Below are 11,911 nucleotides of genomic sequence, written 5' to 3' on the forward strand. Positions count from 1 at the left end.
CTGAGTCCTGTGCAATACAGGACCCAGCCCTTGGCCGCGGCCTAACTTACCCGTCCAACTTTAGGGGGTCAGTTCACTGTCGGCCCTTTTTTCGTTCCGGAATTGGGTCCTGGGCAGGGTTTGAAACCGTTTTCGGGACGTTGCCCATCAGACAATGTGGCAGCAGGTTGAAATTTATCGGCTGTGGTACTATTTTTATCGAAATCGTTTTCGATTCATTTTCGAAACTCTCAACAGGAGTCAGACCATGAGCTTTCGTACAGTCAATCCGGCCACGGGCGAATTCGTGAAGGAATTTCCGCTGCAAACCGATGCGCAAGTCTTCGCGGCGCTGGACACCGCGGAAAAGCGCTATCGCGAGGACTGGAAGTTCCGTTCCGTGGCCGAGCGGGCCCGCATCGTGGGCCGGGCGGCCCAGATCCTGCGCGAGAAGCGCGATGAATACGCGAAGTATCCGACCCTGGAAATGGGCAAAGTGGTCCGCTTTGGCTATATGGAGATCGATCTTGTCGCGGACATCCTGGATTACTACGCCGAGCATGGCGAACGGCTGCTCGCGGCGCAGGCATTGCCCGGCGAGCCCGGCGCCACGGTGGTGGCCGAGCCCATCGGCGTGATCCTGGCGATTGAGCCCTGGAATTTCCCTTACTACCAGCTGGTGCGCGTGGCCGCGCCGCAATTGATCGCCGGCAACGTGGTGTTGATGAAGCATGCCGAGAACGTGCCGCAGTGCGCGCTCGCCTTCGCGCGGCTGTTCGAGGAAGCCGGCGCGCCGGAGGGCGTGTACACGAACCTGTTTTGCAGCATCGACCAGATCGCCAGCCTGATCGACGATTTCCGCGTGCGCGGCGTGGCGCTTACCGGCAGCGAGCGGGCGGGCACGTCCGTGGGCGAGCGTGCCGGACGCAATCTCAAGAAGGTGATCCTGGAGCTGGGCGGCAGCGATCCGGCGCTGATCCTGGAGGGCGCGCCGCTCGATCACGCGGTGGAACAGTGCGTGATGGGCCGCACGTTCAACTCGGGGCAGGGCTGCGTCAATATCAAGCGCGTGATCGTGGTGGGCAAGACTCGGGGCGCCCAGATGCTGGCGGCGCTGAAGGAGCGGTTTGCCGCCATCAAGGTGGGCGACCCCACGGACGAGACCACGTTGCTCGGCCCCCTCGTCAGCGAACGCGCGCTGGAAGGGCTGCTCAAGCAGATCGAGGACGCCAAGGCTGCCGGCGCGACGATCGTCTACGGTGGCAAGCGGGTGGACCGCCCCGGCTTCTACCTCGAGCCGACCATCATCACTGACATCGCCGAAGACAATCCGCTGTATCAACAGGAAGCCTTCGGCCCCGTGCTGTCCTTCTATGTGGTGGATAGCGAGGAAGCGGCTATCGCCCTGGCCAACGACTCCAAGTACGGCCTGGGCGCCTTTGTCTTCGACGCCGATATCGAGCATGCGAAGCAGGTGGCGTCCCGCATCGAGTCGGGCATGGTCTACATCAACTCGTGCTTCGTCGACTCCCCGGGCCTGCCGTTCGGTGGCGTCAAGAACTCGGGCTTTGGCCGTGAACTGTCCGAACAGGGCATTGGCGAGTTCCTCAACCGCAAGCTGATCCGCATCGCCGACGCCGCCGGGAGCCAATGATGCGAACCATGCGCGCGGTGCAGGTGGCGCAGGCAGGCGGCCCGCTGGAGCTGGTGGATCGCGAGATCCCGGAGCCGCCCGCGGGGCATGTGCGGATCAAGGTGCAGGCCTGTGGCATCTGTCACAGCGACTCGCATACGCTGGATGGCTCGTGGCCGGGGATCCAGTATCCGCGTGTGCCGGGCCATGAGATTGCGGGCGTGATCGACGAGATCGGCGCTGGCGTGCAAGGCTGGCAGCCCGGGCAGCGGGTGGGCGTGGGCTGGCACGGTGGCCACTGCGGGCACTGTGACAACTGCCGGCATGGCGACTTCGTGCGCTGTGACAACCTGCGCGTGCCTGGCATCAGCTACGACGGTGGATATGCGGAGTACATGGTGGCGCCGCAGGAGGCGCTCGCCCGCATGCCGGACGCGCTTGCGGACGTCGATGCCGCGCCGCTGCTCTGCGCGGGCCTGACTACCTTCAACGCGCTGCGCCACAGCGGTGCGCGCGCCGGGGACGTGGTGGCCATCCTGGGCGTGGGCGGCCTCGGCCATATCGGCGTGCAGTTCGCGCGGCAGATGGGCTTCGTCACCGTAGCCATCGCGCTGGGGCAGGACAAGGCGACGCTGGTGCGCGACCTCGGCGCGCATCACTACATCGACGCCGCCACGCAGGATGTTGCCGAAGCGCTGCAGGCGCTCGGTGGCGCGCGCGTGATCCTGGCGACCGCGAACAGCGGCAAGGCGATGAGCGGCGCGCTCGGCGGGCTGGGCATGAACGGCAGGATGGTCATGCTCGGCTGGACCGAGGAGCCCATCGCCGTCTCGGCCACGCAGTTCATCATGCGCCGCAATGCCGTGGAAGGCTGGCCATCGGGCACGGCCGCGCAATCGCAGGAGACGCTGGCCTTCAGCGCGCTGTCCGGCGTGCGGCCGATGATCGAGCAGTACCCGCTGTCCCGCGCGGCGGAAGCCTACGAACGCATGAAGAGCGGAAAGGCCCGCTTCAAGATCGTGCTGACGCCAGACCCGTCACACTGATCCAACCTATCAACAGGGAATCCCAATCATGAAGGAAAGACAAGGCGGCTGCCTGTGCGGAGCCGTGCGTTACGTGATGAAGGGCGAGCCGGAGACGGCGGCCATCTGCCATTGCCGGCACTGCCAGAAACAGAGCGCCAGCCTGTTCTCGTTCAACCTCTTCGTGAAGGAGGCCAACTTCACGCAGCACGGCGAGACCAGGGTGTTCGAGGACCGGGGCGACAGCGGGCATCCCTCGTATCGCCATTTCTGCGGTAGTTGCGGGTCGCCCATCCTCACCCGGGTGTCGACGATGCCCGGCGTGGTGCTGGTGAAGGCAGGCACGCTGGACAGCCTGGCCGGCATCCAGCCGCCCGGCCTTGAGATCTATACCGATCGCGCGCCGTACTGGCTCGCGCCGGTGGACGGCACGCAGCGCTTCGCGCTCAGCCCCTGAGCGCTGGCGCATCCCCCCTAAACCGGAGCGGCACACATGGTAAGACTGGATATCAACGGCCGGCAGCACACGATCGATGCGCCGCCCGACATGCCCCTGCTGTGGGCGATTCGTGACCTCGTCGGCCTGACGGGCACCAAGTTCGGCTGCGGCATCGCCCAGTGCGGCGCGTGCACCGTCCACCTCGATGGCGTGGCGGTGCGGGCCTGCGTGATGCCGGTCTCGGCCGTTGGCGAGCGCAAGATCACCACGATCGAGGGCGTTAGCGCGACGCCGGCCGGCCAGCGCGTGCAGGCCGCGTGGCGCGCGCTCGATGTCGTGCAGTGCGGCTACTGCCAGTCGGGCCAGGTGATGTCGGCGGCGGCGCTGATCGCCAGCAATCCGAAGCCGAGCGACGCCGATATCGATGCCGCGATGGCAGGCAATATCTGCCGCTGCGGCACGTACAACCGCATCCGCGCCGCCGTCAGGCAGGCCGCGAAGGAAGCCTGACATGCATGGCGATGCACAGGAGACGGACGTCTCGCGCCGAGGCTTCCTCAAGTTCGCCGCGATGGTCGGCGCTGCCGGCGGCGGTGGCCTGCTGTTCGGCTTCAGCGTGCCGGCGCGCAGCCAGGGCGAAGGGCGCCGGTCGGTCATCGGCGGGGATGGCGTGGAGACGCCGCAGCCGGGCGTGTTCGCGCCCAACGCGTTCATCCAGATCGCGCGCAGCGGGCAGGTCACGCTGATCATGCCGAAGGTGGAGATGGGGCAGGGCGTCTATACGTCGATTCCCATGCTGTTGGCGGAGGAGCTGGAAGTGCCGCTGGAGCGCATCACGCTCGTCCATGCGCCGCCCGATGGCAAGCTGTTCAACGACCCGCTGCTGGGCGAGCAACTGACCGGCGCCTCGACCTCGATCCGCTACGCGTGGGAGCCGATGCGCAAGGCCGGCGCCAGCGCGCGGACGCTACTCGTCACGGCTGCCGCGCGGCGCTGGAAGGTCGATCCATCGACCTGTATCGCGCAGGCGGGCCGGGTAACGCATCCGCCCAGCCGCCGCAGCATCGGCTATGGCGAGCTGGTAGACGACGCGGCGAAGCTGCCGCCGCCGCAGGACGTCCGGCTCAAGGCGCCGAAGGATTTCCGGCTGATCGGCACGCGGGTGAAGCGGCTCGACTCCCCGGAGAAGGTCGACGGCACCGCCATGTTCGGCCTGGACGTGCGGCTGCCGGGCATGGTCTATGCGGCGATTGCCACGTGCCCGGTGTTCGGCGGCACGCTGGCCAGCGTCGATGACACGCACGCCCGCAAGATGCCCGGGGTGCAGCAGGTGGTCCGCTTCGACAACGGTGTGGCCGTGATCGGCGCCCACACCTGGGCGGCAAAGCGCGGGCTGCAGGCGCTGGTGATTCGCTGGAACGAAGGGCCGGGCGCCAAGGTATCGACGGAGACGATCGTCGCCGACCTCGTCAAGGCCTCGCGCCGCAGCGGCGCCGTGGCGCGCCGGGAAGGCGATGTCGACAAGGCATTCGCCAAGGCCCGCACGCGCATCGATGCGGTCTTCCAGCAGCCGTTCCTCGCGCACGCGACCATGGAGCCGGTGAACTGCACCGTGCATGTGCGCCCGGATGGCTGCGAAGTCTGGACCGGCACGCAGGTGCCCGGGCGCGTGGTCGATGCGGCCGCCAGGGTCACCGGACTGCCGCCCGGCAAGATCACCGTGCACAACTACCTGCTCGGCGGCGGCTTCGGCCGGCGGCTGGAAATCGACATGGTCACGCAGGCCGTGAAGATCGCCCGGCAACTGCGCGTGCCGGTGAAGGTGGTGTGGACGCGCGAGGAAGACATCCAGCACGACATGTACCGCCCGTACTACTACGACCGGATTTCCGCCGGGCTGGACGATAGCGGCAAGCCGCTGGCCTGGCAGCACCGCATTGTCGGCTCCTCGATCATGGCCCGCTACGCGCCGGCCGCGATGATGCCGAATGGCGTCGATCCCGATGCCGTGGCGGTGGCGGCGGAATTGCCCTACGACCTGCCCAACCAGCTGGTTGACTACGTGCGCCAGGAGCCGCGGGACGTGCCAACGGCCTTCTGGCGCGGCGTCGGGCCCACGCGCGGCGCCTTTGTGGTCGAGAGCTTTATCGACATGCTGGCGCAAGCCGCCAAGGTGGACCCGGTGGCGTACCGGCGGGATCTGCTGCGCAAGTCCCCGCGCGCGTTGTATGTGCTGAACGAGGCGGTGCGGGCCTCCGGATGGAAGCCGGGCGTGTCCCAGGGCAATGGCCGGGGCAGCGGCGTCTCCGTGATGCATGCGTTCGACAGCTTTTTCGCGATGGTCGTCGATGTGACCGTGCAGAACGGCGAGGTGCGCGTGAACCGCGTCACCTGCGTGGTCGACTGCGGCATGGCGGTCAACCCGGACACGATCGAGGCGCAGATGCAGGGCGGCATCATCTTTGGCCTGACGGCGGCGCTCTACAGCCAGATCACGATCCGGGCGGGCCGCGTCGAGCAGAGCAACTTCAACGACTACCGGATGCTGCGCATCAACGAGACACCGGAGATCGACGTCCATATCGTCAAGAGCAGCGAGGCGCCGGGCGGCATCGGCGAGCCGGGAACGTCCGCGCTCCAGCCCGCGCTGGCCAACGCCATCCACGCGGCCACGGGCCGGCGGCTGCACACCCTGCCGGTGGGCGATCAACTGAAGGCGCGCACGTGAGCACAGAAACGATGAACAAGCTGAAATCCACGGGTGCGCTGCTCGGCACCGCGCTGCTGGCGTTCGGGGCGGCGCCCGCACAGGCCGCCACGGCGGTGGACCAGGCGCTGGTCGCGCGCGGCGAGTATCTGGCCAGGCTCGGCGACTGCGTGGCCTGCCACTCGGCGCCGGGCGGCAAGCGCTTCGCGGGCGGGCTGCCGATGACGACGCCGCTGGGCCGCATCTACACCACCAATATCACGCCCGATCCGGCCACCGGCATCGGCGGCTATACGCAGGCGGCGTTCAACCGTGCCATGCGCGAAGGCGTGGCGAAGGACGGCCACAACCTGTATCCGGCCATGCCGTATCCGTCCTACGCCAAGGTCAACGATGCCGACCTGACCGCGCTCTACGCGTATTTCATGCATGGTGTGCCGGCGGTGCGGCAGGCCAACCGGGCGTCCGACATCCGCTGGCCGATGAATATGCGCTGGCCGCTCAAGCTCTGGAACCTCGTCTTCCTCGAAAAGGCCGTCTATAAGGAAAAGCCCGGCCAGGGCGCCGCGTGGAACCGCGGCGCCTATCTGGTGCAGGGGCTGGGGCATTGCGGCTCCTGCCACACGCCGCGTGGCGTCGGCTTCCAGGAGAAGGCGCTGGACGAGGGCGGCAAGGCGTTCCTTGCCGGCGCGCTGCTCGATGGCTGGTACGCCTCGAACCTGACCGGCGAGCACAACGTGGGGCTGGGGCGCTGGAGCGCAGCCGATATCGCGGGGTTCCTGAAGGATGGGGCAAACCGGCACGCGACGGCGTTTGGGCCGATGTCCGAGGTCATCCACAACAGCACGCAGGCGATGACCGATGGCGATCTCGCGGCGATGGCCGCCTACCTGAAGTCGCTCCCGGCACAGGGTGGCAACGGCGCTCCGCCTTACGCGTACGACGCCCGGACGACCACGGTGGCCTTGCAGCGCCCGGCTGGCAACGCCGGCGCGCGGCTATACGCCACGTACTGCATGCAGTGCCACGGCGCGGACGGGCGCGGCGTTGCGCCCCTGCTCGCGCCGCTGGCTGGCAATCCGAACGTGCTGGAGCGCGATGCGTCGTCGCTGATCAACGTGACGCTGCACGGCACGCCGGACCTCGTGATCCGCGGCATTCCGGCGCCGTATCCGATGCCGAAGTACGCCGCCATCCTGAGCGACCGCGACGTCGCCGAGGTGCTGACCTTCATCCGCGCCAGCTGGAACAACAGCGCCCCGGCCGTCAGCCCGGACGCCGTGGAGAAGCTCCGGCGCGAGTGACCCTGCGCCGGTGCTTCACCGGCCGGCGTCAGCTTCCGATATAGGCGGCCGGTCGCCGCTCGACGAATGCCGTGGCGCCCTCGCGGGCGTCGCGGCTGCGCAGCAGCAGCCGCTGCAAGGCCGATTCCTCGAACAGCCCGGCCTCCAGCGTGAGGTCATGGCTGGCGAGCACGGCGCGCCGCGCGGCGATGACGGCCAGCGGACCATTTCCGGCAATCTGGCGCGCGATCTTGAGCGCGGCTGCCTCCAGTCCCGCCTTCGGCACCAGTTCGGTCACCAGCCCGTGGTTCAGGGCGAAGCTGGCATCGAAGGTGTCGCCGGTCAGGATCATCCGCATGGCTACACCCATCCCCGCCACCTTTGCCAGCCGCTGGGTGCCACCACCGCCGGGAAGAATCCCCAGCCGGACCTCCGGCAAAGCGAAAGTCGATTCGGGCGTGGCGAGGCGGATGTCGCAGGCCAGCGCCAGTTCCAGCCCGCCGGCCACACAGATGCCGTCGATAGCGGCGATGGTCGGCTTGGACACGTCGCCGGCGCCGGTCAGGCCGCCAAAGCTGATGATCGACGTGGGCGCGTCGCTCTCGGCGAGATCGCGCCGATAGGCGAGATAGTCGCCAATATCGGCCCCGGTGCAGAAGGCGCGGCCGCCCCGGGCGGAGAGCACGGCGACCTTTAGCTGCGGGTCGTCGTTGAAACGCTGCCAGGCGCCGGCCAGTGCGCGGTCGTGCTCGACGTCGAGCGCGTTGTGGCGTTCCGGGCGGTCGATGACGATGTGGGCGATGGCGTGGTCGATGATCTGAAAGTCGATGGACATGGATTCAAAGGGTTCCGTTCCGGTTGTTGGGGGGGCTCAGCGCATGGCGTTGGGCAGGCGTCTCGCGGCAGATCGCTCCAGCCATTCGAACGCCCCGTTCACCGCCACGCCGATCAGGCCGACGGTGAGCAGCAGGGCAAAGACGCCGGGGGCATCGAAGTCCCGCTGGGCGGTGAGCAGCAGGCGGCCGATGCCCGGTCGCGTGGCCAGCATCTCGACCAGCAGGGCGACGATGATCGCCAGCGGCGCCGCCACGCGCAGTCCGGCAATCACGCCGGGCAGGATGCACGGCACGTAGATGTTCCGCACCCGGCTCCAGGGCGAGAGCCTGAGCGTGTGGCCCGTGCTGATCAGTGTGGGATGGATCGATCGCGTCGCCTGCAGCACGTTGAGCATCACCGGCCAGACCGTGGCCAACGCGACTACCGTGATATCCAGCCCGGTGCCGGCGCCGATCAGCAGCATGGCCACCGGGACGATGGTCGGCGGCGGGATCGAGCGCAGGAATTCGAGCGTGGGCGCCACGGTGTCGGAGACGGCACGGCGCGCGCCCAGCGTGGCGCCCATCACCGTGCCGGCCATGCCGGCGACCAGCGTGGAAAGCAGCACGGTTTTCAGCGTGGCGAGGACCGCCAGTTGCAGGTCGCCCGCCGCCAGCATGACGGCCGCCTGCGTGAGCCACGTCTGCGGGGGCGGCGCCACCGGCGAGGCAGGGTCGCCCAGCGCCCCCCAGACGCCGAGCAGGGCGATGGGCGTGGCAAGGCTGAGCAGCCCACGGGACATCTTGTTCATGAGCACAGTCCTTTCAGTTGCCCTGGGCCAGTCCAGGAAACAGATGCTTGACGGCGAAGTCCAGCGCGCAGTTCGCGCAGACGCCGAGGATGCCAATGGCGAAGAGATAGGCAAATGTCTCGCTGGCGCGCATGGCCTCCTGGGCGCTGACCAGCCCCCATCCCAGTCCAGCTGGGTTGCCAACCATCTCGGCGACCACGCTGACCACCAGGCATAGGCTGAAGCTGAGCTTGGCGCCCACGAGGATCTGGCGGAACGCAGCGGGCGTGATCACGCAGCGCAGCGCATGCCAGCGGCGCAGGTGAAGCGTGCTGACCACCTCGAGGATGCGCGGATGCAGCCGTTCGATGCCGGACCGGCTGGCCAGGATCAGCGGCCACACGCTGGCGAACACCGTGACGGTGATCTCGGTCTGCCAGGAGAAGCCGAACACGAGGATGGCGAGCGGAATCAGCGCCACGGCCGGCAGGGGCCGCAATAGCTCGATAAAGAGCGACAGGGCGACGCGCAGCCGCTCGGCGCTGCCGAGCGCCATGCCGAGCGGGATGCCGATCAGCAGGCAGATCACCCAGCTGGCGATGGCCGCGGCAAAGGTATGCAGCGCATCGGCCGGCAGCCGGCCACTGACCAGCGTCTCTAGCAGGGTCTGGCCGATCTCCACGGGCGAGGGCAGGATGCTGGGCCCCTCCTGGGCCGTGGCCGCGAGTTGCCAGGCCACGAGGAGGGCCGCCGGGAGCAGCCATTGGCGCGTTTGCGGGAGGCGGGGCGTCATCGGGCCGCTCCGTGCAGGCGCTCCAGCAGCTCATGACGCGCGTGGAGGTACTCGGGCATCTCCTTGGTCGAAATCTGGTCGCGCGTGGCGGGCAGGGCAGGGCGCAGCTCCGAGGCAATCCGCCCCGGCGAGCCGGCGAGCAGGATGACGCGATCCCCCAGATACACCGCCTCGTCCACATCGTGTGTGATGAAGACGATGGTGGCGCCAGTGCTGGCCTGAATGTGCCGGAGCTGGTCCTGCAGCTTGGCCTTGGTCATGGCGTCCAGCGCCCCGAACGGCTCGTCCATCAGCAGCACCTTGGGCTGCAGCGCCAGTGCGCGGGCGATTTGCAGTCGCTGCTGCATGCCGCCGGACAGCTTGGCAGGATACTCCCGGGCCGCCTGCTGCAGGCCGACCATGGCCAGCGCGGCGTCGATACGGTCGTCCAGTGCCGCGCCGGAGACCTGCTCCTCGATGCCTAGCGCCACGTTGCCACGCACCGTCCGCCACGGCAGCAGCGCGTTGCCGTAGTCCTGGAACACCGTCACCACACCCGCCGGCGGGCCGCTGAAGGCGGCACCTTCATAGAAGACGGCGCCGCCGGTCGGCGCGCAGAACCCGCCGAGCGCGCGCAGCAGGGTGGTCTTGCCCGTGCCGGAGCCGCCCACCATGCAGAGGAACTCGCCCCGGCCGATATTCAGGTCGATGCCCTGGAGAATCGTCTTCTCCCCACTTGCCGACGTCAGTCTGACTTCCGCCTGCTCACAGCAAAATACCGATGCGTTCATAGGTCGTGAACTAGTTGAGGCTGGCGCCGATGGCGCTTGCTTTCTCGTTGATGGCGCCGACGGCGACGGCGGTCTGGATCCAGGTGTCGATCTCGGCATCGCCGAGGCGGGTGGTGTAGGCCGGCAGATGGACCGAGGCTGCCACCGCATCGGGCAGGCGGGTCCACTTGGCCAGCACCGCGCGTGACGCCTGGTCGTTCTTCTGGATGTACTGGATGGCGTCGTTGAGCGCGGCGCGCCAGGCCGCCACGGCGCCCCGGTTGTCACGGGCCCACTGGCCGCTCGCCATCCAGCAGGTCAGGATCACCGGGTCGGCCACGCCGAGCATGGGGTTGCCGAGGGTACGCACGCCCACCTTCATCGACGCCGAGGCGTAGGGTTCGACGATCTCCGCCGCCGCCACGCGCCCCGCCGCCAGCTGGTCGCCCATATTGGCGAAAGCCATCTCCTGGAAGCGGACGGCCTTGGGGTCCACGCCGCGCTGCCGCAGCGCATTGAGCGTGGCGATGTGGATCACCCCGTTGAGCGAGGGCGTGGCCACGACCTGCCCCTTGAGGTCGGCCAGGTCCCGGATCGGGCTGTCGGCGCGGGTCACCAGCCGCATCTGCTGGTTGGCCGTCAGCTCCTGCGTATTGCCCGCGATGCCCACGACATCGAGCTTCCGCAGCCGCGCCTTGATGATGTCGATGGGCGTGCACCCGGAGACCTCGAACTGCCGGCCCAGCGCGCCGACCACGGTGGAGACGTTCTGGACGGTGGTGATGTCCACGTCCAGCCCGTGCGCCTCGAACATGCCCTTGTCCTTGGCAATCCACAGCGGCAGCCATGCCGCCGAGACCACGGACGCCACGCGCACCTTGGTTCTGGCCGGGGTTTGCGCCATCGCGGTGGGCGGTTGGGCGAATGCCAGCCAGGTCAGCAGGAAAACCAGCAGCCGGAAGCGTGTCGTCATCGAAGTCTCCTTGTATCCTTGTAGGGTTAGTCAAACATTAGTATCTTTGTATAAAGATACTTTACGCAAAGATAGCAAGCGCCCGAGACAATTTCTTATATGGATAAACACGATTTGATAGACACATTCGATGAAGAGTGGGCGCGCGTGCGGCCTGATCTCGTCACGGACCACGTGCTGGTGCTGGGCCGCATCCTGCGGATTCGCGATCTGGCGATGAGGGCGTCCGAGCGGTGGCTGGCGCCTCACGGCATCACCTGGGACATGTTCGACATGATTGCCACGCTGCGGCGCACCGGGCCGCCCTATGCGCTGAACCCCAGCGCGCTGTCCCGGGCGCTGCTGCTGTCATCCGGCGCCATGACCCTGCGGATCGACCGGGTGGAAAAGCGCGGGCTGGTGAGGCGGGAGCCCGATCCCAGCGACCGGCGCGGCACGCTGGTGGTGCTGACCGAGCAGGGGCTGGAACTGGCAGACGCCGTGCTCACCGCGCATTTCAAGGAAGCCAACCAGTTGCTGGATTGCCTGTCCCCTACGGAGCGCTCTTCGGTGGCCAGGAGCCTGCGCAAGATCCTGCTGCAACTGGAAGACCCTGCCGGCAACGCGCCCGGCAACTAGGGCTAGCCAGTGCGGCAGGAAAACATCACATCGAAAACGTTATCGATTCTATTCCCCCGTATTTTCCCTGATAACGCATAGATCGATATTGACTCCCCAGGGTGCT

The 11,911-nt window shown here is 67.6% G+C and carries 12 protein-coding genes; 7 read left to right on the top strand and 5 right to left on the bottom strand.

Annotation, left to right across the window (positions count from 1 at the left end; translation table 11 throughout):
- Positions 1 to 247 precede the first annotated feature (247 nt).
- The 6 genes from SB751_RS24145 to SB751_RS24170 are packed head-to-tail and all read left to right on the top strand — an operon-like array spanning position 248 to position 7,087.
- Positions 248 to 1,633: an NAD-dependent succinate-semialdehyde dehydrogenase gene (locus tag SB751_RS24145; protein ID WP_092294840.1), complete on the top strand. Its 1,386-nt coding sequence runs from the start codon at positions 248 to 250 to the stop codon at positions 1,631 to 1,633.
- Positions 1,633 to 2,658 carry an alcohol dehydrogenase gene (locus tag SB751_RS24150; RefSeq protein ID WP_092294842.1) on the top strand — a complete coding sequence of 342 codons (1,026 nt, stop codon included), beginning with the start codon at positions 1,633 to 1,635 and terminating at the stop codon, positions 2,656 to 2,658. Before SB751_RS24145 ends, SB751_RS24150 begins: the two co-directional genes overlap by 1 nt.
- 28 nt (positions 2,659 to 2,686) lie before the next feature.
- Entirely contained in the window at positions 2,687 to 3,094 is a 408-nt protein-coding gene (locus SB751_RS24155) for a GFA family protein (protein WP_092294844.1), read from the top strand.
- 36 nt (positions 3,095 to 3,130) lie between these two features.
- Complete coding sequence (locus SB751_RS24160; protein ID WP_092294846.1) at positions 3,131 to 3,586, top strand: (2Fe-2S)-binding protein; 456 nt, start codon at positions 3,131 to 3,133, stop codon at positions 3,584 to 3,586.
- Position 3,587: 1 nt separating this feature from the next.
- Entirely contained in the window at positions 3,588 to 5,804 is a 2,217-nt protein-coding gene (locus SB751_RS24165) for a xanthine dehydrogenase family protein molybdopterin-binding subunit (RefSeq protein ID WP_144196540.1), read from the top strand.
- 11 nt (positions 5,805 to 5,815) lie between these two features.
- On the top strand, positions 5,816 to 7,087 hold the full coding sequence (locus SB751_RS24170; RefSeq protein ID WP_410748640.1) for a c-type cytochrome: 1,272 nt from the start codon (positions 5,816 to 5,818) through the stop codon (positions 7,085 to 7,087).
- Positions 7,088 to 7,115: 28 nt separating this feature from the next.
- On the opposite strand, the gene SB751_RS24175 is transcribed toward SB751_RS24170, so the two are convergent.
- The 5 genes from SB751_RS24175 to SB751_RS24195 are packed head-to-tail and all read right to left on the bottom strand — an operon-like array spanning position 7,116 to position 11,187.
- Positions 7,116 to 7,901, bottom strand: coding sequence for an enoyl-CoA hydratase/isomerase family protein (locus tag SB751_RS24175; RefSeq protein ID WP_144196542.1), 786 nt, complete (start codon positions 7,899 to 7,901; stop codon positions 7,116 to 7,118).
- A gap of 36 nt (positions 7,902 to 7,937) precedes the next feature.
- A complete protein-coding gene (locus SB751_RS24180; RefSeq protein ID WP_144196543.1) occupies positions 7,938 to 8,693 on the bottom strand; it encodes an ABC transporter permease in 756 nt (251 codons plus the stop codon).
- Positions 8,694 to 8,706: 13 nt separating this feature from the next.
- A complete protein-coding gene (locus tag SB751_RS24185; protein WP_144196544.1) occupies positions 8,707 to 9,465 on the bottom strand; it encodes an ABC transporter permease in 759 nt (252 codons plus the stop codon).
- Positions 9,462 to 10,235 (bottom strand): ABC transporter ATP-binding protein, encoded by a 774-nt coding sequence (locus tag SB751_RS24190; RefSeq protein ID WP_244844552.1) that lies wholly within the window; start codon positions 10,233 to 10,235, stop codon positions 9,462 to 9,464. The genes SB751_RS24185 and SB751_RS24190 overlap by 4 nt, the downstream gene beginning before the upstream one ends.
- A 10-nt stretch (positions 10,236 to 10,245) precedes the next feature.
- A complete protein-coding gene (locus tag SB751_RS24195; protein WP_144196545.1) occupies positions 10,246 to 11,187 on the bottom strand; it encodes an ABC transporter substrate-binding protein in 942 nt (313 codons plus the stop codon).
- 114 nt (positions 11,188 to 11,301) lie between these two features.
- Between SB751_RS24195 and SB751_RS24200 the strand changes: the two genes are divergently transcribed.
- Entirely contained in the window at positions 11,302 to 11,805 is a 504-nt protein-coding gene (locus SB751_RS24200) for a MarR family winged helix-turn-helix transcriptional regulator (RefSeq protein ID WP_186296776.1), read from the top strand.
- Positions 11,806 to 11,911 lie beyond the last annotated feature (106 nt).

The organism is Cupriavidus sp. SIMBA_020 (assembly GCF_046535395.1).
GTDB lineage: Bacteria > Pseudomonadota > Gammaproteobacteria > Burkholderiales > Burkholderiaceae > Cupriavidus > Cupriavidus campinensis.